The sequence below is a fragment of the Halobacillus mangrovi genome (assembly GCF_002097535.1).
GTDB lineage: Bacteria > Bacillota > Bacilli > Bacillales > Halobacillaceae > Halobacillus > Halobacillus mangrovi_A.
This window is the reverse complement of record NZ_CP020772.1, coordinates 997,014-1,020,311: the sequence shown is the minus strand read 5'-3', so window position 1 is coordinate 1,020,311 and position 23,298 is coordinate 997,014. Positions and strand designations below refer to the sequence as shown.

Annotated in this window: 17 protein-coding genes; 9 read left to right on the top strand and 8 right to left on the bottom strand. The window is 42.5% G+C overall.

Annotated elements, in window-relative coordinates; translation table 11 throughout:
• Positions 1 to 41 precede the first annotated feature (41 nt).
• Together HM131_RS05005 and HM131_RS05000 are read right to left on the bottom strand one after the other, a co-directional pair.
• The gene (locus tag HM131_RS05005) at positions 42 to 1,430 is read right to left on the bottom strand and encodes an N-acetylmuramoyl-L-alanine amidase (RefSeq protein ID WP_085028563.1); all 1,389 of its coding nucleotides are present in this window, start codon (positions 1,428 to 1,430) and stop codon (positions 42 to 44) included.
• Positions 1,431 to 2,399: 969 nt separating this feature from the next.
• Positions 2,400 to 6,767 (bottom strand): S8 family serine peptidase, encoded by a 4,368-nt coding sequence (locus HM131_RS05000; RefSeq protein ID WP_085028560.1) that lies wholly within the window; start codon positions 6,765 to 6,767, stop codon positions 2,400 to 2,402.
• 263 nt (positions 6,768 to 7,030) lie between these two features.
• On the opposite strand from HM131_RS05000, the gene HM131_RS04995 reads away from it, so the two are divergent.
• The 5 genes from HM131_RS04995 (at position 7,031) to HM131_RS04975 (ending at position 12,787) form a co-directional block, all read left to right on the top strand.
• The gene (locus HM131_RS04995) at positions 7,031 to 8,971 is read left to right on the top strand and encodes an S-layer homology domain-containing protein (protein ID WP_085028558.1); all 1,941 of its coding nucleotides are present in this window, start codon (positions 7,031 to 7,033) and stop codon (positions 8,969 to 8,971) included.
• A 108-nt stretch (positions 8,972 to 9,079) separates the two neighbouring features.
• Positions 9,080 to 9,814 carry a WecB/TagA/CpsF family glycosyltransferase gene (locus tag HM131_RS04990; RefSeq protein ID WP_085028556.1) on the top strand — a complete coding sequence of 245 codons (735 nt, stop codon included), beginning with the start codon at positions 9,080 to 9,082 and terminating at the stop codon, positions 9,812 to 9,814.
• Entirely contained in the window at positions 9,811 to 11,361 is a 1,551-nt protein-coding gene (locus HM131_RS04985) for a putative polysaccharide biosynthesis protein (protein WP_085028554.1), read from the top strand. The genes HM131_RS04990 and HM131_RS04985 overlap by 4 nt, the downstream gene beginning before the upstream one ends.
• A complete protein-coding gene (gene csaB, locus HM131_RS04980) occupies positions 11,358 to 12,428 on the top strand; it encodes a polysaccharide pyruvyl transferase CsaB (RefSeq protein WP_332308730.1) in 1,071 nt (356 codons plus the stop codon). The genes HM131_RS04985 and csaB overlap by 4 nt, the downstream gene beginning before the upstream one ends.
• 173 nt (positions 12,429 to 12,601) lie before the next feature.
• Positions 12,602 to 12,787: a hypothetical protein gene (locus HM131_RS04975; RefSeq protein WP_085028550.1), complete on the top strand. Its 186-nt coding sequence runs from the start codon at positions 12,602 to 12,604 to the stop codon at positions 12,785 to 12,787.
• A gap of 16 nt (positions 12,788 to 12,803) precedes the next feature.
• On the opposite strand, the gene HM131_RS04970 is transcribed toward HM131_RS04975, so the two are convergent.
• Positions 12,804 to 13,247, bottom strand: a complete 444-nt coding sequence (locus HM131_RS04970) for a hypothetical protein (protein ID WP_085028548.1) — start codon at positions 13,245 to 13,247, stop codon at positions 12,804 to 12,806.
• Between the two features lie 220 nt (positions 13,248 to 13,467).
• Positions 13,468 to 13,974 (bottom strand): VOC family protein, encoded by a 507-nt coding sequence (locus HM131_RS04965; protein ID WP_085028546.1) that lies wholly within the window; start codon positions 13,972 to 13,974, stop codon positions 13,468 to 13,470.
• A gap of 574 nt (positions 13,975 to 14,548) precedes the next feature.
• On the opposite strand from HM131_RS04965, the gene HM131_RS20570 reads away from it, so the two are divergent.
• From HM131_RS20570 to HM131_RS04945, 4 genes are all read left to right on the top strand, one after another.
• Entirely contained in the window at positions 14,549 to 14,713 is a 165-nt protein-coding gene (locus HM131_RS20570) for a hypothetical protein (RefSeq protein ID WP_157130762.1), read from the top strand.
• A gap of 61 nt (positions 14,714 to 14,774) precedes the next feature.
• Positions 14,775 to 16,706 (top strand): putative thiazole-containing bacteriocin maturation protein, encoded by a 1,932-nt coding sequence (locus HM131_RS04955; protein ID WP_198162720.1) that lies wholly within the window; start codon positions 14,775 to 14,777, stop codon positions 16,704 to 16,706.
• Positions 16,703 to 18,649: a TOMM precursor leader peptide-binding protein gene (locus HM131_RS04950; RefSeq protein WP_085028540.1), complete on the top strand. Its 1,947-nt coding sequence runs from the start codon at positions 16,703 to 16,705 to the stop codon at positions 18,647 to 18,649. The genes HM131_RS04955 and HM131_RS04950 overlap by 4 nt, the downstream gene beginning before the upstream one ends.
• A 19-nt stretch (positions 18,650 to 18,668) precedes the next feature.
• On the top strand, positions 18,669 to 20,228 hold the full coding sequence (locus HM131_RS04945) for a SagB family peptide dehydrogenase (protein WP_085028538.1): 1,560 nt from the start codon (positions 18,669 to 18,671) through the stop codon (positions 20,226 to 20,228).
• A 441-nt stretch (positions 20,229 to 20,669) separates the two neighbouring features.
• On the opposite strand, the gene HM131_RS04940 is transcribed toward HM131_RS04945, so the two are convergent.
• The 4 genes from HM131_RS04940 to HM131_RS04925 form a co-directional block, all read right to left on the bottom strand.
• The gene (locus HM131_RS04940; RefSeq protein ID WP_085028536.1) at positions 20,670 to 20,906 is read right to left on the bottom strand and encodes a hypothetical protein; all 237 of its coding nucleotides are present in this window, start codon (positions 20,904 to 20,906) and stop codon (positions 20,670 to 20,672) included.
• Between the two features lie 191 nt (positions 20,907 to 21,097).
• Positions 21,098 to 21,277: a hypothetical protein gene (locus HM131_RS04935; RefSeq protein WP_085028534.1), complete on the bottom strand. Its 180-nt coding sequence runs from the start codon at positions 21,275 to 21,277 to the stop codon at positions 21,098 to 21,100.
• A 24-nt stretch (positions 21,278 to 21,301) separates the two neighbouring features.
• Positions 21,302 to 22,318, bottom strand: coding sequence for an AimR family lysis-lysogeny pheromone receptor (locus HM131_RS04930; protein WP_085028532.1), 1,017 nt, complete (start codon positions 22,316 to 22,318; stop codon positions 21,302 to 21,304).
• Positions 22,319 to 22,769: 451 nt separating this feature from the next.
• Positions 22,770 to 23,276 carry an NUDIX hydrolase gene (locus HM131_RS04925; protein ID WP_085028530.1) on the bottom strand — a complete coding sequence of 169 codons (507 nt, stop codon included), beginning with the start codon at positions 23,274 to 23,276 and terminating at the stop codon, positions 22,770 to 22,772.
• Positions 23,277 to 23,298: the final 22 nt, after the last annotated feature.

The following is a 23,298-nucleotide window of genomic DNA, read 5'->3' as shown; positions in this document are numbered from 1 at the left end:
AGATAAATTAAAAAGCGGACAAATTGTCCGCTTTTTACATGTTAATACTTCCAATTATAGTAATCTATGACTCCTAAGTAAATAGCTTTTGCCGCTTGATCTCGATACCAACTAGATCCAAGCTTGTAAGCATCGGAATCGTTCGTTAGAAATCCTAATTCTACTAGGGCTGATGGAAGTGGTGTGGCATGAATGACGCGGTAAGGAACGTCTTTCACTCCACGGTCATTTGAATTCATCGCTTCGACAACACGATTTTGGATAAAGTGTGCAAGCTTGTAGCTGTCATAAGCTCTCCCGCTAAGAGAGGCAGAAGAATAGAATGTCTCTACTCCGCTTACACTTTCATTCGGATAAGAGTTGGAGTGGATGCTAACAAACGTATCTGCACCGTGATCGACCGCATAGTCCACTCGTTCATCTAATTCTAGGAAACTATCATCGTCGCGAGTCATAACTACATTGATATTTGAATTACTTAAGTAATCGCGAACGCGTTTAGCAACGTCCAGGTTGACTTCTTTTTCTAGTAATCCATTCGCAGTAGCGCCACCGTCATGATCACCATGACCGGCATCAATCGAAATCGTATATTTTCCTCCATCGTTCGTTGGCTTGTCCGTTACGTAAGCTCCGTGTACGTAAGCTGATCCGCCGTTGTAAGCAAACTGCCACCAGTCGCCGACTTTTTTATAAACCTTAATGACCGTACCTTCTGTCAATCGACCGACTTTAGAGTAGCCTGTACTCGGACCAGAACGTACATTCAAAATTCCTGTAGAAACAACTTTTTCACCGATCACTTGAAGGTCGTCTCCATCGACTTTATACTCTGGGTTCATTCCACGCGCGACAAGCAACGCGAATTCCTCCCTAGTAATTGACTTATTCGGTTTATATGAACCATCAGGATAGCCATTGGCGATTCCAGCTGTTGATACTTTATCAATCGCTGTAGATAGAGCACCGCTATTCGGTACATCACTGTATTGATTTCCGCTTGTTTCATTTAAATGAAAAGCTTTTGAGATTAAGTATGCCATTTCCCCTCGGGTGATTTCGTTACGAGGTTTGTAAGTACGGTCCGGGTAACCGGTGATGATGTTCTTCTCGTAAGCCGATTGTATGTAACCTGAAGCGTAAGACGAGGCGTGTACATCCGGGAAGCTCGTGCTCCGTTTCGTCCCATTCAAATCTAAAGCGCGTCCAACCATTGTAGCGGCTTCCTGTCTATTCACAGAGTTGCTTGGTCTGTAGGTTCCATCAGGATAACCGGTAATGACGTCCTGATACATCAGATAATTGATTTCATCTGAAGATCTGCTCGGAATATCGTTTAACGAATCCGCATGAGCGACGTTCGTTGGAAGAAAAGATGCCAGCAACAAAAAAACAGTGGCAAACAACAAAGTCGTAATCTTCCTAATCATAATGTAGTTCCATCTTCCTTTCTAAGTGTTCGTTATATTACTACCATCGACATTATATGAGTATTCTTGAGTAAATAGAAGGTATAATTTCGACATTATAGCAAAAATAGGCAAAAAGATTGAAACATTTTTGCAATATTCATAATGAAAAAGTAATATTTTTAGATAAATATACCAAAAGACTCTTGCGAATTGATTATCTTTCTTTATCTATTTGTTTATTTAGTAGATTATCTTAGGTCCGTTACATGATCAGGTATAGGTTTGGCTGGAAGACGACTCGCCTAGCTCCATCGCCCAGACACTCGCGTCATAAGCAGATCATCAACGGATTGAAATAGCCCATTCCTTTTGGTGATCTGCTTATGCGAGTCGTGTCTACCAGGGCGATTCGCATTTGAACACTTTCCTGGGCGGGAACTGGCAAGCCTCCTCAGTCACTTTGCTACTTGTGGGGTCTCGCCGTTTCCCAGCCAAACCTTCTAAATGTGGTACATGGACCCATTTGATATCTAAGTATGCTTAAGCCAGAAAGTAGCATACATTATGATTTCTGATATATTTGCCTAAGTCAGAAGAAGTTTCTTTTCTCTGATAAGATATCTATTTATCGTTTTGGTTATCATAAAATCAAAGTGTTTCCGTTTCTGTTAATAACGTAAGGAGCTCCGGGAAATGGCGAGACTCCTGTGGGATGAGCATGATAGGTGAGACACCGGAGAGCGTTAGCTCGAGGAGGCTCAGCGCATGCCCACGGAAAGCGAGCCATTTCCCGGAGCTCCTTCGCCCATCAGTCATAACGGAAACATTCCTACCAAATGATCTCTAGATCACGTCTTCCACAAGGCTGCTGTTGAATCGAATAGATTTAAACACTTACATAAACAATATTAAAAACAAAAAAGCTGAGGTCGTGTGGGATACACGAACCTCAGCTTTTCACTGATTCATAGATTGACGCTTCGTTAATTATTCTTGTTTGAAGCGATCGTCTTCGGCACGAGCTAAGAACATTGCGAACTCAGCACGCGTCGTATTGTTGTCCGGCTTGAACGTACCATCTGGATAACCGATGGTGATCTTGTTCGCAGCCAACGTATTGATATAATCTTGTGCCCAGTGGTAAAGCGGTACATCTTTGAAGCGTTTAGAAGTGTTGCCTTTCAAGTCGTAAGCCTCTACGACAATCTTGGCCATTTCTGAACGTTTCAGGTTCGCTTTCGGATCAAAACTTCCATCAGGTGAACCATTCATGATGCCAGCTTCTGCAATCGCTGCGATTTCTTCATACATGTAGTCGCCCTCTTCGACATCTGTGAACCCAGGATCTTTCGGATTATCCGTGTCTAAGTCGAACGCACGTACAATCATCGCTGCTGCATCAGCACGGATGATTTGATCGTTCACTCCAAAGTTTCCGTTCGGGTAACCATTGATTACACCCGCGACATTTAATTTCTCAATCGCTTCTTTACCCCAGAAACCATCGGAGACATCATCAAAGTCTTTAGGACCTTCATCCGATTTGTAGATGGTAATCATCTTCGTCGTCGTATTTCCGCCGAAGTCGGTAAGCTCGAATTCGAACGTGTTACGTCCATCTTCAAGCTGTAAGTCATGTTCGATCGTTTTGCTGATCGATCTCATTTCAAATGGCTCTTTAAAGACGTGTTTGTATTCTTCACTGCCATTGACGAATAAACGAAGATCATCCCAGTTGTCCTGCATGGAAATCTCAAGTGTCGCTGTATCCTCTTTTGTTGTATGAGGACCTTCGATTTCAAGTTCAGGACTTGTAGAATCGATCATGAATTTACGTTTGAACGAAATGTCATTGCCTTGATCATCAACAGCGTAGAATTCGATTTCCTTAACTCCATCCTTCTTGTAGTTAAGAGTTTCGCTGAAGTTGTAACGTTTTTCCTCTTCGTCCCAGTTCAGCTTCGCTTCTTTACCATTGATGGTTAGTTTTTCTACTTTAGAATCGTCTTGGACATAGCCAATGACTTGGACTTCTTTTTCATTCGTTGTGCTTAATGCTTCAGGAGTTAACGCAGTAACAGCAGGAATTGTATCATCTTCGCCTTGAAACGCAGATGCTGTCGTTGCGTTACCCGCAAAGTCATGGGCAACAACTTTAGCATTTTTGACGCCCTCTAGCTTTTCAAATGTGTAAGAATCCACATCCGGCTTAAGAGGTTTTTCAAGCACACTTTCGCCATTTACAACGATGTCGAAATGAGACAGGCCAACCCCTTCATCAAAAGCATCCCACGTTAATTCACCTGTTTCAGCATTATAATCAACTTCTAGTGCAGGTGTTTCCGTATCCACTTGGACAGGGATTTTCTTAGACTGCCATTCTGCCTCAGGATAGTCGATGACAGATTTGATTTCGTAGTAATATTGACCATCTTCCACGACTTTTCCGTCAACTTTACCGTCCCATGCAGCTTGAATGTAAGCATCACTTGGCGCAGCAGCTCCGCCGTCAAAGTAATTCTTACGTACTTCATCCAGCGTGCGGATCGTGCGTAATTCATTTCCATCTTCATCTAATACATTGAATTCTACTTCCTTCGCGTTACGCAAGAAAGATAAATTCGGGAAGGTCTCATCGAAAGATTCGTCGCCATTCGGTGAGAATCCGATATGCTCTTCTTCTCCAACAAGAGCATCCTCTTCTCCCAGGAATGGATCAACTCCAAGGATTTGACCGCTCATCGTTAATAGAGCTGTTTGATTATAAAACGATGGCTGTTCCTCCTCATAAATCGTACCATCTACGACTGGAGCATCATCCCAATCGCCATGGAAACCAACATACGGAACGTTTAGAGCAGGGTTTGAATCGTTCGGATCTTCGAACGTTACAAATCCTTCTACAAAGTGCCCGTTTTCAAACAACTGCTCAGGTGAAACATTGTAATACCAATCTACTGTATTGGATAAATCAATGGAAACTTCAACTTCAACTGAAGAATTCGCAGGGACGATCACCTGGTAGTTGTCGCCGACTTTACTTCCATTAGAAGAAGTGACCTCTATCGGATACTCCCCTAAATTCGCTCCTTCATTGGAAATTGTTCCTTCTTTAAAGATCCCTTGTGTTTCACCGTAATTTAATAGGGAACCATCCTCTTGTTGAATAATTAAATCCGTTTGGACGGTACCATCCACGTTGTAAACCGCATTCTCGTCACTGACGTTTTCAAGCTCAACCGTGAACGTTTCTTGCTGGTCCATTTCTTTTAGAGCGACTTTACCGATCCCAGTTTCTTTATTTGTTGCAACGACTGGTGTTTCCATCGCAGCGTAAAGGTCCATTAGACCTGCACCCATGCGACGAGGAGAGTAAAGAAAGTCTGTCTTAAAGTAATTATTGTACAACCCTTTATCCTTTTGAGGGACAGACGTGTTCATTAGAAGATTCTTCGTCATTTCAACTCGGTCTGAACCATTTGTATTGAACTCTTCATCTACACGCTGCATCACAAGCGCGGAACCTCCGGATACGTGAGGGGCAGCCATAGACGTTCCGCTCATCATGCCGTATTCATTATCTTGAAGGGTTGATAAAATATTTCCGCCCGGAGCTGTAATTTCAGGTTTGAAATCAAGGTTAGGCGTTACTCCCCATGAGGTGAAGTTGGACATCTTGCCGCTTTCTGGGTTTTTCGCTTTAATTTCATTGCCCTTAAACGCAATTTCGACGGATTGACCATTTTGCAAGACATCTCTCAGCATAATCCCTTCATCTTTTGTAATGGCCAACTGAGGAACTTTAATATCTGAGCTGGAAGCCATGCTGATGTAACCAGCCACATTGTTAAAGATGATGACTCCAACAGCACCACGTTCCTGGGCATTTAATGTTTTAGAAACGAATGTAGACTCTCCGCGGGAAATCAAGGCAATCTTGCCTTCTACATCCACGCCTTCAAAGTCGTTCGCTTCTGGATTTGTCTCCGAATCCCCTGGTGTTCTCCCTAAGCCAGCGTAAACGACATCTTGGTAGCCTTCTAGTGTAGTAGGTTCCACATCACTTGCGGATAAGAAAGCAATTGGATCGCCTGCTTCTCCACCGATTTTCGTGTCGAATGCACTAAGCATCAAGTATTCATTTTCAAATGAAGCAACCTGCAAGGATTCTGGTGTCAATCCTGGCGCTCCGACTACTCCAGTATCTGGATTCGAAGCAAAAGTGTCCCCAGTACCTCCCCAGCCATCGCCGAGTTTCGCGGAATTCCCTGCAGAAATGGACATCATAACCCCGTTATCCACGGCATTAGCGATCGCTTGCTGTTCTGGGTCTTCTTCATTTACAAAACTTGCAGTGGAGCCAAGACTCATATTGATGACATCCGCACCAAGCTGAATCGCATCATCTAAAGCTTTAATATAGATGTCTCCATAAGTGGACGGCATTTCCGGGTCGTTACCAAAAACTTTCATTCCTAGAAGCTGGGCTTCTGGTGCTACCCCTTTAATTCCGCCATTCTCTTCATCTCCGTTTGCACCGACTGTACCGGAGACGTGCATTCCATGCTCGCTGGCATCCGGTCCTAAGTCTAATACCGTATCGTTTTCATCTGAATAGTTATAGGCATAAGGAACTTTCTCTGTGTAATATTTGCCTTGTAAATTGTTCTCTTCTATAAGCGTACCGACTTCTTCCTTACTCAGTTCAGGTTCCGTCTCATCACTCAGAATCATATCTTTATGATCTGGATCGATTCCGGTGTCAATGACTGCAACCGTCATTCCTTCCCCTTTATAGCCGTAGTCCTGCCAAGTCTTTTGCGCATTGACAAGCTCTTTACTATAAAGCATTTCAGGATCTTCTGTCGGACGCTCATATTCATTTGTAATATGTACTTTCCCGACGTTCGGCAGGTTTTCGATCATTTTTACTTCTTCATATCGAACCGTACCGCTGAATCCGTTGAAAACTGTCGTAAAGCTTTCTTTGTAATCCATTCGAACTGAGTTATTCTCCATGGATTTTTTCACTTTGCTTTGGGCGTCCAAAGCAGCCTTACGCAATTTCTCCTTGTTGGATTCGGATAGTTCACTGTAGCTTTTTCCTAAGCTCTGGGCTGAATATATTACAGGCTTGTCTTTCAATTCAACAATCACACGAACTTCTTCATTCGGCTTATACGCTTTTTCTTCTGATATGTCCTGCAGATCACCTTTCGTCACTTTCACTTTTTGCTCTGGGCTGGCTCCTTCAGGATGCCCTTTTCCTTTTAAATCACCCGTAGCTGCAAAAGCGGAGTTCGAAAAGGCTAGCAGAAACACGAAGAATACCACTAACCCTTTTTTCCAGTTCAATTGACAACCTCCTCAATATTTTTCCAAAAAAGACTAGGAATCTACTACTTTCTCTCCCTTCTAAAGTAAATACATTCCAATTATATTCAAACTTTTCTATCAATTCAATTAATTCGACATTCTTTTCAGATAAAAAAGAAAAATATTCTTATACCCCCATAAATTAGGTATATTGGCAGATTTACTGAAAATTAACTATTATTCGACAAACTTTTCTGATACATTATTTAATAGATTTTAAATAAGGGGGAAATAGACTCATAATGAAAAGATTATTGTTAATTGGTGTCGTTTTTGCTTTCCTTTTCTCTTTGCTCACCCCTGCGGTGGCTAAAGCGGAAGCAACCGACGATATTACCGGACACTTTTTTGAACAAGAAATGCGAGAACTCATTGATGCAGGCATTCTAAAGGGTTATGGAGATGATACATACTTACCAGAAAAACCCGTCAATCGAGCTGAGTTTACAGCATTCTTAGTCAGGGCTTTGGATCTAGAAATGAAAGCCGCTGCTGATTATTCTGTCGCTCAAGTCTCTGAATCTCCTTCCTTCTCCGATGTCTCACCAGAAGATTGGTTTTATCCTTCCGTCATCACTGCGAGCACACAAAGCCTGGTCAACGGCTATCCAGATGGTTCGTTCCGACCAAAAAATGAAATTACAAGAGAAGAAATGGCAGTCATGATCATGCGTGCTGCTGACTTGAAGGGCGTTGTCTCAGAAAAAGATCCACTTCATTTTGAGGATAATGACGAGATTCAAGATATTTATCGTGAATCCGTTCAGCGCTTAATTAATCTAGAAATCTTGACTGGTAAAGTCGATTCTGAAGGCAATAAGTTCTTCGATCCAAAAGCGAGTACCACTCGTGGACAAACCTCAGGAGTGATCAGCCGATTGTTACATGTCATCCATCCTCCCGTACCGCTGAACTATGAAGTGGTTACGCTAACCAATGACGGCGAACCTGACGTTGATGGAAAATATGAAACGTTTGAAGAAGCGAAAAGTCATGCTTCTGGCAACCAGGTTGTTATGAACGGAAATAACATCGTCTGGATCAAAGACGGGATGGCCGTTTCAAACAAGTTCACAAATGTGTATCCAAGTGAATCATTGAACAACGTAGTTACTTATGTCACCTCTGGCGTCGAAATGAAATATCTTGCGGCTACTGAAACATGGGTGAAGGTACAAATTGCCGATACTATTGGTTATATCGACGCCGATACGGCAAATTTAAACCCCAGTCACATGGTGACAAAGCGTTCTTACTATGAAGCACGTAATGGGGACTTGTATCACCATGTTTATAATCCAATCACTGACAGTGTTTCTAGCTACGTTTATGGAAAAGCTCCTTCCTTCTTAAGTGAAGGCAAGAAATACTACAGTTGGAATGGAAACACCTTCTATACAACAAGCGGTGATCAAGTTGGCGATGCATATCAGTACTTTAACCGCATGCCGCTGTACACGAAAACGCAATACACGGCAGAGCAGCTTGACGCGTTTATTCGTGCTAAACGTCCAGAGAGCCCGCTTGTCGGGTTAGGCGAAGCATTCAAAAAAGCGGAAGACTTGCATGGGACAAACGCCATGTACCTCCTCTCCCACGCCATCATTGAAAGCCGCTGGGGAGAAAGTGATATCGCAAAAGATAAAAACAACCTTTTCGGAATCAATGCCATTGATGCTAACCCATACGAGAATGCGTACACGTATGAGAGCTATGAGGATGGAATCTTAGAAGCTGCTGAACAGTTCATCGTTCCTGGTTACTTTAACGATGAGAATTGGCGCTTTAATGGGGCTCACTTAGGAAACAAGAGCACGGGCATGAACGTCCGCTATGCCTCTGATCCTTACTGGGGGCAAAAAATTTCAAGCCTCATGTACTTGATGGATCAATATCTGAGCAGTGAGTTTGAACTTGCAGCCGAATACGGACAATATGGACTTGCTGTTTCTAAACAAGACGGAACCAACGTCCGCTCTTCTGCAAAAGTGGATAACAACGATATCTATCAATTGAAGAAAGCCGGTTCCACTGTCCAAATATTGGATGAAGTTTCAACCAATGGTACCTGGCTCAAGATCGCACCAAAGAACATCAGCGACCGCAGCTACCAGGACGCTTATGTCTATAGTCACGGCGGAACTTACGGAACACTGTTCGAACCATTGACTATCGCACAGTAAAAAAGTATCAATGGAATGACAAAGGGGGCAAAACCATATGGTTGCCCCCTTTTTTATGTTATATTTACTAGAGTAAGTATGCGCAATATTAAAGGAGCCACACCACACATGAAGCAAGTGAAAATCATGGGGGTCCCACTTTCACATATCGATCACAAAACGCTAGTAAAACAACTGGATGAACACGTAATGCTTGAAGAGAAATCTTTTGTCATTACCGTCAATCCTGAAATTGTGATGAGAGCGAACGAGGATACCGCCTACATGAACCATTTACATAAAGCCAATTATATTACTGCGGACGGTATCGGAATCATCCGCGCCTCTCAGCTTCTTAAAGACCCACTCCCTGAACGGGTGACTGGCTACGACCTGATGATCGATCTATTAAGCATTTCCAATATTAAAGGGTATAAAATCTTCCTATTAGGTGCCCATAAGGATGTACTGAAGAGAGTTGAAACCAACCTCCAACACTTTTATCCGGATATTCAAATTGTCGGTTCTCACGATGGATATTTTAATTGGGATCAGAGTGATGAAATCGTCGAACAGGTAAAACAAGCGGATCCTGACCTCACGTTTGTCGCCTTAGGTGCTCCAAAGCAGGAGCAATGGATTTCAGAAAACATTGATCAATTCAACAAAGGGGTTTTCCTTTGTGTTGGTGGAAGTTTCGATGTAATCGCAGGCGATGTGAAACGTGCTCCAGCGACGTGGAGAAAGTATAATGTCGAGTGGCTGTACCGATTACTTAAGCAGCCAAAACGCTGGCGACGGATGCTCGCACTGCCCCGCTTTGCGATCAGAATTATTAAGAGGAAACTGAAGGGATCACCATGAGCCGTTCTACATTGATTAAAGGTACAATTGTATTATCAGGAGCAACCCTCCTTTCTAAATTCCTAGGAGCTATTTTTCGTATCCCTCTGCAAAACATTGCGGGGGACGAGGTTCTAGGAATTTTTAGTATGGTTTACCCCCTTTACATGGTGGCCCTCATCTTATCGGTTGCCGGTATTCCACTAGCGATTTCAAAACTAATTGCGGAAGCTCGCAGTGATAACCGATTAGACCGGATCAAAGAAATCTATATAACCGCAAGTATTCTTGCTCTCTTATTTGGTGTCACAAGCTTTATTTTGATCTATACGTTTGCGGATCCAATTACTGCACTGCTTGGTGGCGAGTCTACGAAACCAGCGTTGATTATCGTATCGGCCACACTAGTATTCGCCCCCTATATGGCCGTGTACCGGGGATTTTTCCAGGGCTTTGAAACGATGGAGCCGACAGCGATTTCCCAGGTAATTGAACAATTTGTGAGAGTAGCATTGATTCTAATCACGGCCTACTATTTGGTCGTCCAAGGATACTCGGATCGCATGATCGCTGGAGGTACGATGATCGGCTCTTCCATTGGTGTTCTGGCTTCATTAGGTTATTTGCTGCGGACATTTAAAGCTTCCTCTTTTACTCCGCTTCCTTCTGTATCTTATGACTTTTCAGTTTTTAGAAAAAGGAGTCGGCAAATCCTACGCGTATCAATTCCGATTGCAGTTGGTGCGATCACGATGGCGTTCATGAACGTCGTCGATGCGCTCACCATTCCTTATGGATTGCGTGCGGCAGGCATAGATCCGGCTGATGTGAATTACTACTACGGACTTTATGGCCGTGGGCTATCGCTCGTGCAGATTGCTACCGTATTTGCTACATCGCTTGTTCTCCCTCTTGTCCCGCTCATTACAAAGAAATTATCAGAAGGCGATCAACGGGGGGTTCAGAAGGTTGTAACCAGAGCGTTTTCGCTTACGCACCTGCTTTCCTGGCCGGCGGCAATCGGGATTCTTGCTCTTACCCTGCCATTGAATCTAGCGTTATTTACGAACCTGGAAGGCAGCGTTGTGCTCGCCATTGTCGGGTTCAGCTCGGTCTTCACCGCACTTGCGGTTTTAGGTACAGGTATTTTGCAAGGAATGGATCGTTCAGGGCAGGCGGCTTTGCTAGTATTGGGAGCCATGGCATTGAAAACAGTTGCCAATATCGGGTTGATCCAGGCCTATGGATTGGCTGGAGCGGCAGCCGCTACGCTTATGATCTATATCATTCTTCATTACTCCAATGTGATTCTAATCAATAGAGCGGTTTCTGTTACACCTGAGAATAATGACCGCTCGAAAACAATTATTTCCTCGGTAATAATGGGGGGAATTGTCGCAATACCGCTGTTATTTCTACAGGTGGAGACTTGGACGAGAATCGAGGCGTTCCTCTATGTGTGTGGAGCGGTGGTTATAGGAGCTGTCATCAACTTGGTTTTCTTATGGTTCATGAACGTTTCTGAAGTGAAAAAGCTTCCGATTTTAAATAGATTGGGAAAGAGGTGAGTCCATTGCACGTTGTTTTATCTGGTTATTTCGGTTTTCATAATACCGGTGATGAAGCCATTTTATTATCGATGATCAAAAGTCTTAGAAAAGAGGATCCTGATATAAGAATTACGGTTCTATCCAACGATCCCATCCATACGTCAGAAACCTATGAGGTTGAAGCGGCAGACCGATGGAACTTGAAACAGATCCACCTGCTGCTCTCTCAAGCGGATGGATTGATCAGTGGCGGAGGAAGCCTTTTACAGGACGCTACCGGGATCAAATCGATTATTTATTATACGGGTGTGATCAGGATTGCGAAGCTTTGGCGAAAACCAGTATTTGTGTACGCCCAGGGCATGGGACCGATTAACAGCTTCCTAGGAAAGAAACTCGTTAAAGGGGCCCTGAATAAAAATGTACAGATTACGGTACGAGATGAAGAATCGATGGGATTGCTGAAGGAGATCGGTGTTCGTAACTCTATGGAACTTGTCCCTGACCCCGTTATGGCATTAGAGACCAATACGTTAATGAGTTTTTGGCTTGAAGAGAAAAAGTTGTCTCACTTTATTACGGTCAGTGTAAGAGACTGGCCAACTTCTGTGGATTATAAAGAGAAAATTGCCCTGGCACTTGATGCGTTCGCCAAATCGGGGTACGATATCGTATTCGTTCCGATGCACGGAGAATATGACGAGCAAACTTCCTTAGAGGTGACAGAGCTTATGACCGAAAAAGCTCATATCGCCCCGCAATATGTCCCGATCGAAGAAAAGATTGCCATCGTTAAGAAGTCAGAGCTGCTGGTTGGGATGAGGCTGCATTCGCTAATCTTTGCTGCCATTGGACACATTCCTTTTGTCGCGTTATCTTATGATCCGAAAATCGATTCGTTTGCGAAGATTTGCGACCAGCCTGTAGCGGGCCATGTATCGGATGACGCTTGGACCGAACAGGATCTTGTCGATACCATGGAGCGTGCGCTCACCGATACGTATGCAAAGTCAGAGGCCATTGTACGTCTTCAGAAGGAAGCGGACGACACAGCCGCTATCGCGCTCAATTATTTAAGCAGGTAGTAATAGGAAAAAAGCGGGCATCCCCATTGTGGATGTCCGCTTTTTGTATGTGTATCCTTTGCATTCAGTCTCTGTAGGGCCTCTAAATCTTTAGTAAACTCCCTTTAACATGTCCCCAAGTGTTTGTAACGGTAATGAAAAGGTTACTAATTAGTACATAGAGGAGTGATTGCATGGAAGTTCTAGCTGTTGTTTTGATGACGATTGGGTTTATTGCTGCTCCAGTCATCGGATTCTTTTACCCTAGTTGGAGAAGTATAAATGGAAGAGAATTAACAGAAGGTCAGCTTTATGGAGTTAGTGCACTGGGCATTGGGATTTTACTTGTCCTATTTGTCGTCGGGCAACTCATTCTCTAACTCTCTGCCGAACCTTTTACGGTGTACAAACCCATACGTCTCCATTCGTCAGTTCCGCATACACTTCAAAGTCACATCCACTGATGACCTTATCAATATCCTTCTCTACGATCTCTCCATTGATCGTTTTTACACGAATCGTTTCATTACGTAATTCTTCTATTTTTCCGTAATTTTCTACATAATACCCACGTTCACTTTTCCAGTTGTTGATCGCCTGATTCTTTTGATTATTATTTAACTCTGAGTTTAATAGGGATAGGACTCCAACAATCCCACCTGCTAAGACTAGCCCCCACGAGGCATAACGTAGAGCGTCTAGTTTGTTTTTTGGCAGCTTTAGTGCTCCCTTAGTAATAGAAATGGATAGCCCAATCCCTGCTAGCAAGATCACTATGGATAAGATCAGCCACCCCCACTGAATTTCCCTCGTTCCGTAATCTAGTAGTATCTCCTTCACCAAATAACCCCCTCTAAAATAAAATTCCCTTACAAAAACTTATGTACTTAAATAAGCCATTCTTCCTGTTATCGTACCACTTTTTACTAATGAGAAGTAGGATAATGAACCCTATTCTGCTTATCTAACGAAACACACCCCACAAACAGAAACGTCACTCTCCAGATAAGAGTGACGTTTCTGTTTGTAGGGCCTAAGTTTTTATTATGAAAACTATAAATCAATGATTCATCCTATCCTTTACTTGTTCCAAAACGTCTAGATCAATTTTCTTCATTTGCAGCATTTCATTCATCACGTTTTCAGCTACTGCAGGATCATCATGGCTTAATAATTCGTCCAGCTGTTCGGGTACGATTTGCCAGGACACTCCGAATTTGTCTTTTAACCACCCGCATTGCTGTGCAGATTCGTCTCCGCTTTCCGATAACCTTCCCCAAAAATAATCCACTTCTTCTTGATTAGCGCAGGTGACGATGAAGGAGATCGCTTCATTAAACGTAAAATGCGGACCTCCATTTAAGGCTACAAATTTTTGACCTTCTAATTTGAACTCTATTGTCATGACAGATCCTTCTTCCATTCCATGTACCTCTTGACCTGCGTTCTTATAATGAGTCACTTTCAAAATTTCGGAATCCTCGAATATAGAGGTGTAAAATTGCACTGCTTCTTCCGCCTGGGTATCAAACCAAAAATTCGGAGTAATCTTTTGGATACTCCCCATGTGTTCTCCTCCTTGAGAATTTTTTAATTTTGCGCCTCTCTAAATAGAATCCTAGCTATTTAATCATAACTTCTATGATGGAGAGCGAATTCCTGCTTGTAACACCGAGCAAGAAGAACCATTTATACAATGACAACTTTTTCACTATTCCAATAGGTGAAGGTCAACTGCCTATTTCACTTGAGTATGCTTTTTTAGACTTGTATCGTGATTTCCTTCATCTCCGCCTTAGTCACATTGCCCAGGCTATGGTCATATTTTGTTGGAGAACGTGTTGTTCTGAGTTTATAAGGACAGCGAAAGATTTCGTTTGGTTCCAGTTCAAAAAACGTTGAGTGATGATGGAGGTTATAAAAGATGAACGAGTTTCAAAATGAACTTCAAAACTTAGAAGTAGGCGAATTTAACGCCCAAAGTTTAGTACCAAGTAATCAAGCTAATGCTTATGCCAACAACTCCCGACTCTGTGTTGGGTTAGGCTTCGGTTTTGGCTGTTTTGGGTGTTTTACATGCTTCGGTTGTGGCGGATGTGGCGGCTGCGGAGGATGTGCTCGTTGCGCAGGATGCGGCGGCTGTGCGCGCTGTGCTGGTTGTGCACGCTGTGGAGGTTGCGGCGGTCGTTGTGGTGGATGTGGACGCTGCGGCGGACGCTAAGACATTTCCTGAACTTTCTATAAATAAATCATTTCCCCCTGTTGAAGTTTCAGCAGGGGTTCTTCTTTTATGTCGAGACATATGAGACAAAGTGAGTTACATAGTATCGTAGTGGGAAGATAGCACAGATGGTAAGGGGGAGTGTCATGTCAAATGTTAGACCTTCTATGCGTTTTAAGGTGAAAAAAGGTACATTTTTTATGCCGGAACCAAATGGAAGTGTGTATTTCAGGAACAATTCAGGTTCATTTCGTATGGAAGGAAGTACCGTTTATCAATGGGTTGAAAAATTGATTCCCATGCTCAACGGAGAGCATTCCTTAGCAAGCCTGACAGATGGATTACCTGCACTTTACCGTGATCGTGTTTATGAAATTACGGAGTCCCTCTATTCGAACGGATTTCTAAGGGACGTGAGCAAGGATCGTCCTCATGAATTACAACCACATGTGGTTGAAAATTTCGCTTCACAGATCGAATACCTGGAGAGTTTCGGGGATTCTCCTGCCTACAGATTCGAGCACTATCGTCAGCAGCGGATCCTGGCGATCGGGGAAGGAAGCATGCTCTTAAGTCTGGTTTCTTCCTTGCTTCATTCGGGAATGGCTCGATTCCACGCATTGATTACAAATCCCGAAAAAACGAATACATCAAGACTTCAGGAATTGGAGGAAGCTGCACGGAAAACAGATCCTGATGTATCCATAGAAGTCTTGGAGAAACAGAACCAAGGCACGATTTTATGGAAGAAACAGGTCGAACCCTTTGATGCGGTGATCTATGTGTCCAAAGAAGGGAACATAGAAGAACTCCAAAGGATCACTAAAGCTTGTAAGAAAAAGGGAGTGTCGTTTGCCCCAGGTTTATGCTTGGATGGAATCGGGGTCGCCGGTCCTTTTGTAAGCCCTGATGCGGATAGTAGTTGGGATTCCGCATGGCGGAACATTCCTCAAAGCTTACTTAACGACACTCACACTGAAAACTCTTCTACTGGATTTTCCATGCTAGCCAATGTCCTCGTTTTTGAGTTGTTCAAGAAAATGACAGAGGTAAATGAAGCCCATCATCACGATCATATGTTTGTGCTGAACATGGAAACGTTAGAAGGAAGATGGCATTCGTTTAAGCCCCACCCACTTGTAACGAAGAACATCTCCACCAAGCATGTGGATCACATCCTTGATGAGAAAAGCCCATCAGAACAAAGAGATCCTAATGAACTGTTTTATTACTTCAGTGAACTGGCCGCAAGCCCGCTTGGAATTTTCCAAAAATGGGAGGAGGGCGCCCTTCCCCAGCTGCCTCTTGCTCAATGTGAAATCCAAGTGGCTGATATCCATTCGAAAGGACCGGCAGAACCACACCCGAGCCTCATTATTGCCGGCATAACACATGAAGAAGTAAGGCGGGAAGCTGGAATGATCGGTATTGAACAATACGTGCAGCCTTTAAAGAAAGAAATCTTAAAATCAATAGAGGATCAGACGTCTGCACCTCTCCACCTGGGAGCTGGAGAAACGTTAATAGAAGCCACTTGCCGAGCCTTGAAGAAATTGATTCAATATGAATGGAAATGTGACACTCAGCCTCAAACCGAACACATCACAAAAGTTGAAATTAATGAGATCGAGGACGATCACTGCCGTTATTATTGGCAGGCTTTATCAACGATGAATAACATTCCGCAGTTAGGTATAGGAAAAGACGGTTACGGATTCCCTGTCATGTGGTTTAAGACGGAAGGCCATCAGTGGCGAGGTTGTGTCGGGCTTACGAAAACACTGGCTTTGCGTGAGGCCTTATTATTGGCTCTAAGGGAAGCACATAATGATACTGCTGCCTTTTTTGATCAACTCCCTCCTTCATCATCGATCTCATTTAAAAAGGAAGCCTCTCAAACCCTGGATGTTCCTTTATGTGATTCAGAAAGCCATTTTGAAGTTTTACATGCAGCGAAGAAGCGCCTTGAAGATCATCATAAAAAGCTTTTCCCTGTAAAAGTGCTAATGGATACCTTTGAGAAAGACAGAATGATCACTATTTGCGGCGTGTCGTTGGGAGAGGAGGAGAATCGTTGAGTTCTTTTATTACAGTAGTCGGAAAAGGATTGTTACTCAAACATGTGGTGAAGGAACTTTCTCCTCACTTTAATCTGACCTGCCTTTCTGATTTAGATGAGTCCATTCCAGAAGGAACGAAATTGCTTCTTGTTCTAGATGATCATTGGAATCCTCTGGCCCACCAAAAAGCCGAACAAATGGCACGGGAGCATAGAATCCCCTGGATGCGAGGGTTTGTCGCATTTGGCGAAGGAATGATCGGTCCATTGGTTCGTCCTGGAGACGTGGGATGCTCTCAATGTGCGGACACGAGAACAATTATGGCAGCGACCGATCGTCAGGATTTATGGGAAATTCACCACTGTCTGGCCGAAAGACAGGAGCCGATCCGGGATGAATGGGCCTCTCAAACTGGAATGATACAAATGGCTTCAATAATAAGAACTGAAGTTCATCAGGTCATGAACTCAAAGACTTCTTCTTTAGAAAACCACATAATCCTTATGAACATGAGAACATTAGAGAATTCCCGACACTATCTATTGCCAGACTCCTTTTGTCCTGTATGCGGTGATGTGATTATAGATTCCGCTTCTGCTGCTGAGATCTCACTACAGCCAAGTATGAAAATCAGTGAGAATAATTACCGCTGCCGATCGATTAAAGAGCTGAGCGCGTTCCTTTCACCAGATTATCTCGATTCGCGTAGTGGAATGTTAAACAGTAAAATGATCGATTTTGAAACTCCGTTTGCTGATGTTGTCGTCAACCTTCCTTTAATGAACGGAGATGAAGGATCAGCCGGACGGACGAATTCCTACGCTATTAGTGAACTTACTGCTATTTTAGAAGGGTTAGAACGATCCTGTGGTGTTGCACCTAGAGGCAAAAGAACCGTTGTTTATGACTCCTACAACAACCTTGAGTCTGCGCTGAATCCTCTTGAAGTGGGCGTCCATACGAAAGAGCAATATGCTAAAAAGGATTTTCCTTTCACCCCTTTTGATCCGGATAAAAAAATGGATTGGGTGTGGGGTTATTCTTTGATGAAGGAATCTCCTATATTGGTTCCGCAACTGCTGGCTTATTACAGCATGGGCTGTGGAGGTGGGATGTTTTTTGAAACCTCTAATGGTTGTGCCATAGGAGGAAGTCTTGAAGAAGCGATTTTCCACGGAATGATGGAAGTGATGGAACGTGATTCGTTTCTCATGACCTGGTATGCCCAGCTCCCTCTCCCTCGTATTGATCCCTACTCTTTTCAGAACAAAGAATTGCATTTGATGATTGACCGAATGCGTGAGGTAGCCGGTTACGATCTTTTTCTATACAATGCCACGATGGAACACGGCATCCCGTGTATCCTGACCATTACGAAAAAACGCGAATCGGCTTCTGATGGTCTGAACCTTATTTGTGCGGCAGGGGCGCATTTAGATCCTGTAAAAGCTGTGAAAAGCGCTATATTTGAAAGTGTTGGCATGATCGAGCCTTTAAATAAAGAATTTAAGAAGAACAAAGAAGGTTATTTGAACATGCTCCATGACTCATCACTCGTTACAAAAATGGATGATCACGGAATGGTTTACGGGCTTCCTGAAGCTGAAGAGCGTCTTGACTTTTTGTTAAAACAGAAGCAGCCTATCCAAACCTTTGATGAAGCTTTTCATTTGAAAGAGAGTCATGCGGACATTACAGAGGATGTAAAGGATCTTCTAGAAACCTTTCGCCGATTAGAGCTTGACGTTATAGTCGTAGACCAGACAACGCCAGAGATTAAGCGGAACGGCCTCCATTGCGTCAAGGTGCTGATTCCGGGAATGCTTCCCATGACATTTGGCCATCATCTGACTCGTGTGACAGGCTTAGAAAGAGTACGGAAAGTTCCCAAACAACTTGGGTTTATAGACCGTGAATTAACGATAGAAGAACTCAATCCTTATCCTCATCCTTTTCCTTGATGTGGATTGGAGGTATGTAATGGATCTTGATACATTCTTACACCATTTACATTTCCATAGTGAACGTGTAATTCCACCGAACTGGGAAGTGGATTGGGCCGATGCTCCTCTTCCCTATAAGATTTACCGTGACTTGCCGTCCTTCCCTCTTGCTCATGATATTCCTTTATCTTTTCAAAACCAGTCGTTTCATTCTGGTGATTTAGATACGATCAGTTATTATCTCTGGTATGTTTATGGTTTATCTCAGTTTAGTCAAACCGCTCTTTCCTCGGAGATGGATCACGATTCAATAGAAACGATTCAGTCCTTTCGACGTTTTCCTCCTTCTGGCGGTGCGCTCTATCCGAATGAACTCTATCTGTACCTTAAGACGGAAGCACTTCCGAAGGGAATGTATCACTATGATGTCGCTCACCACAGCCTTAGCTTACTGCGTGAGGGGAATTTTGATTCTTATCTAGCTAAGTCATTAGGGGATACTTCTCCTATGTGTGATTGCTTTGCTGTCATTATTATTACCACTATGTTTTGGAAGAACTTTTTTAAATACAACAACTTTTCTTATCGCCTTCAAGGACTGGATGCAGGTGCACTCATGGGTCAGATGCTGGAAGTCAGTAAGAGGTTTGGTTTTTCTACCAACGTGCATTTTCAATTCCTTGATGAAGCAATCAACCATTTACTAGGACTCGATGGTCAGGAAGAAAGCACCTACGCTGTCATTCCTTTATCTGATCACGAAAAGGTAGACGTAAGGGATGTTGCAGCCGTCACAGCATCAGAGTTAGTGAAAGAATTACCGAAAATTAAAACGACTACTTACCAACGTTCAGAAAAAGTAATGGATTATCCTGAAATCTCCCAAATCAATCAGCATGCCTTGATAGACTCGACCAGGTTATTCCGGTCGATACAGGAAGGGAAAAAGCTCAAAGACTATCAAAACGTAACGATATTACCAGAAGCGGAGAAATTGGAGATCGATTTTCCCGAAGTTTGCCGGCGTCGTCATTCGCCAGAGCTGGATTTTACCTCAAAAATAATTCATCGGAACCAGCTTTCTTCTCTTCTGAAGGAAACATTTGATTCCTTTAAATATCATAACGATTTGAATCAAGAAAAGGTGTACACTCCTCGCCTCTCTATTTATGGATGTTTTTATAATATAGAAGGCATGGAGAATGGAGCCTATCAATATGACGAAGCCTCCCACTCCCTTTTACGAATTAAAAAAGGAGACTATCGCATACCTCTCCAGGGCGGGATGACCCTGGATAATGTGAATTTTCATCGAGTACCGATGTGTTTTCATATCGCCGGTGACCGTACCTTTTATAAATCAAAGCTAGGTTACCGAGGCTATCGAATTCTGCATATGGAAGCGGGAATGCTTCTGCAACGCTTACTTCTCACAGCAAGCGCGCTTGGCATGAATGGTCATCCCTTATTAGGGTTTGATGTTAACGTTTGTGATGAGATTTATGAACTGGCTGACTCCGAACAAACCACTCTTCTTCAGGTTCCTATAGGTTTTTGCAATCCAAAAACCTGGTTAATTGGAGCCATGCATAGTTAATTAGGGAGTAAGAGAAGAGGTTGGGACATCATTTATTAAGGTAGGGAAATCTAGAAATAATCGATTGTTTTGAATGACCGCTTCGGAAATATACTCCGCTTTTCACGGGCGGCTGGTGGGCCTCCTTGTGCTGCGCACTATGGGGTCACACCGTTGCCTTTCCCCCGCAGATGTCTCCTTGTATTTACTACGCTGGTATGGTCTTATTCCTTCTATTTTTGGCAGCCCTTGGACATGTGGCTTTAATCTACCACAAAAAATACGAGTGATGGTGAAATCTTATCATAAGAATTTCACCATCATTCGTATTTTAAAAACGTATTTGTCCAAGCATCTTTTTTTAAATAGAAACAGTTATGAAATACAGCTTTTGCCTCCGTATGTCCAACGAGTAGTACATGTTAGATAAATCTTACTCTGAAAATCTCTATAAACTTGTCTTTAGCCTGCCTTCATCTTTTTCAATCTTCCAGAAATGATATGCGCATTTGTTTTCGCTCTAAAGAACTCTCTTGCCCCGTTGTAAGTGGTGTACCACAGTCTGTTGATCACTAGAAACTCCCCTTTATTAGGAGCTACATACTTGACTGGATGGAACGCAGAACCAAATGTCCGATCTTCTACTTCCACAATACCTAACGCCTTGTTTTCATCAACCCACATCGTTTTCACATTCATTGTTTCTTCTCCTTTTCCACCCTATGTAGATCGGATGAGTCTGAGCTGTAAATCAAGGGTTATTTTAAATCGAACGTATGTTCTTATTATACCTATAATCATAGAATTTTCAAACATTAATTTCCATTATTTTATTAGTGAATAAAAAAAGCCCTTCTCCAATAGAAGGGCTTTTTCGGAATGTACATGTATCAGCCTATTCCTCCATCTCCCGGGTCTTTAGCCAGATTCAGACCACCAATAGATAGCTCCACGGAGGAAGGGTTGGTTACTGAACTGTTATGCTGTTCTTCTCCTGCCAATGGAGTTAATGATTGAACCCCAATAAACAAAATCCCTGCCAAGACTAATCTTGTAAAAAACTTTCTCATAGTAGTTCCTCCTCTTAATTTTTATTAGACTCGTTCCAAGTAATAATCAGGAAGTCTAGCAAAAAATAAGTCGCCATATTCGTGGATGAACCTTTGTTTGGAATGTTTAATAAGCTCTCTGTCTTTTGTAGCCAAACCAAGGTAACACTCTTGGAACGGAGTTAATGAATCCAGGCTTTCTAATATCTCTCTCGCTTTAAGGAACTCTTTTCTAGCAATAGCCAGATGAGCGGTTTCAACTTTATCAGGTGTTCTCATACGACCTGCCCGTTCATGAAACGCTGCAATAAACGGAATCGTTCTCTGAGACAGGGATTTGACTTGGCTTTTAATATTATTTTCTTCTGCAAGATGTAAGGCAAAAAGCGCTTGCTCCATTGAAGATTCATAATCTTCATAGACGTAGGTCAACGCTAGATTGTGATGGATCATCACTGATTTTTTCGGTGATAGCTCGGTATTGACGATTTTATAGGCGTACCTTCTGGCAAGCAGAGTGTTATCCGTTTTCCAGTAATGGTTAAACAGCAGCTCGTTATATCGGAGCTTAAAGTAATAATAGGTTAAAGGTTCATTGATAGATTGAAGCCCCCTGTCGCAAGCTTCAATATACTTGTCCAAAACACTGTATTTGCGAACGTCGTAGTTGTAATAGATTAAGGTAAATAAACTCAGGCACCTTAAAGTTGGGTGGTCGAACGCCATACTTTCCAGTCTTTCCACGTCCTGTTTTGTCACTTCATATTCCGCACGCTTAATTAAAAAGTTATACAAGAATGACACATCAGGATTCAATTGACCCGAATAGATGAGGGGTTTAATATCATCTAAATAATCATTTGTATACAAAAATTCCATGCGAGCGATTTCGCCTTCCAGCTTTAATGTCCATTCACTCATACAATAGTCTCTGACTTTATCCGTTGCGATCTCATGAGGGTAATTTTCAAGAAGTTTTTTAAATAGGGTATAGAGGTCAGATGAATAAGTAAACTGTAACTTGTGAACGGATTGTGGTTCTAAAACTGAATGATTTTTCAAGATTCCACCACCTCTTACACTTATATCCATAATATAACAATCCCACCCGAAACACTATTACTATTTCTGATATTTCAATATTTTTAGATATTTTAACGTACAAGAGTTCAAATCTAATGATATTTTTAAAACTATTTTGATCGATACGTGGAGTATTATCGGGAATTTAATTTATCTCTTGGTTGTTACTTCTCGCAAGTTCGACGATTATCCTGCATGTTTAAAGGGATTAATCCGAGTTTTTGATAGATTTCTAACCTTTTTTATAGCTCAATCTCATAATGCGAGTCATGTCTACAAAATGTTATTTTATTCCTAAAAAAATGATAGGGCCTGAAGCAGGAGTGCTTTTAATAACCAAAATTACGTCTTCTCAAGTAAAGAGGATCAAATCATAAAACCCGGCTGAAACCGGGTTTTTTCTATCTTTACAAAAAATAAAAGGGAGTTTCTAAAACCTCATTAGGTGTGCTCTATGTACTTCCACTTCAGTGATCCTATTTGTTCGATATTCCGTAATACGATGATCTTCATAAATAAAAGAGTGTTCCAGCCCAAACTCCCCGTTTAGTAATTTGGGTAAGTAGCATTTTAAATTATTGATAATGCCCAAATTATCATGGTCTAACACCCAGGAAACTGGTTTCCAATCAAGAATTCCTTCCTCTGTGTACATAGGTGTGTGAAATGCTGTGTCTTCAGGTAACTCAGCCATAAATAAGTACAGTTTTTCGATTTTGTTGCCCATTTTAAATACCGCGTTACCGACATAGAGGGGTTCATCCAGGTGTATCCCTGTTTCTTCTAACGTCTCCCTGATCACGCAATTTAATGGACTTTCGCCTTTTTCAACCTTTCCGCCAACTCCATTCCACATCCCCATGGCTGGCTTTTTTCTTCTATTTAATAGGAGCAGCTCCTCTTTCCTTTTAATTAAGCACAAGGTGTAGTGGTGCATGTTCTCCCTCCAGTTTTTTTAT

Coding starts and splice junctions, on each gene's coding strand:
- HM131_RS04995 (WP_085028558.1), top strand. CDS start 7,031: ATGAAAAGATTATTGTTAATTGGTGTCGTTTTTGCTTTCCTTTTCTCT.
- HM131_RS04940 (WP_085028536.1), bottom strand. CDS start 20,906: ATGAATGTGAAAACGATGTGGGTTGATGAAAACAAGGCGTTAGGTATT.
- HM131_RS04935 (WP_085028534.1), bottom strand. CDS start 21,277: ATGAGAAAGTTTTTTACAAGATTAGTCTTGGCAGGGATTTTGTTTATT.
- HM131_RS04965 (WP_085028546.1), bottom strand. CDS start 13,974: ATGGGGAGTATCCAAAAGATTACTCCGAATTTTTGGTTTGATACCCAG.
- HM131_RS04955 (WP_198162720.1), top strand. CDS start 14,775: ATGTCAAATGTTAGACCTTCTATGCGTTTTAAGGTGAAAAAAGGTACA.
- HM131_RS04990 (WP_085028556.1), top strand. CDS start 9,080: ATGAAGCAAGTGAAAATCATGGGGGTCCCACTTTCACATATCGATCAC.
- HM131_RS05005 (WP_085028563.1), bottom strand. CDS start 1,430: ATGATTAGGAAGATTACGACTTTGTTGTTTGCCACTGTTTTTTTGTTG.
- HM131_RS04975 (WP_085028550.1), top strand. CDS start 12,602: ATGGAAGTTCTAGCTGTTGTTTTGATGACGATTGGGTTTATTGCTGCT.
- HM131_RS04985 (WP_085028554.1), top strand. CDS start 9,811: ATGAGCCGTTCTACATTGATTAAAGGTACAATTGTATTATCAGGAGCA.
- HM131_RS04945 (WP_085028538.1), top strand. CDS start 18,669: ATGGATCTTGATACATTCTTACACCATTTACATTTCCATAGTGAACGT.
- HM131_RS04925 (WP_085028530.1), bottom strand. CDS start 23,276: ATGCACCACTACACCTTGTGCTTAATTAAAAGGAAAGAGGAGCTGCTC.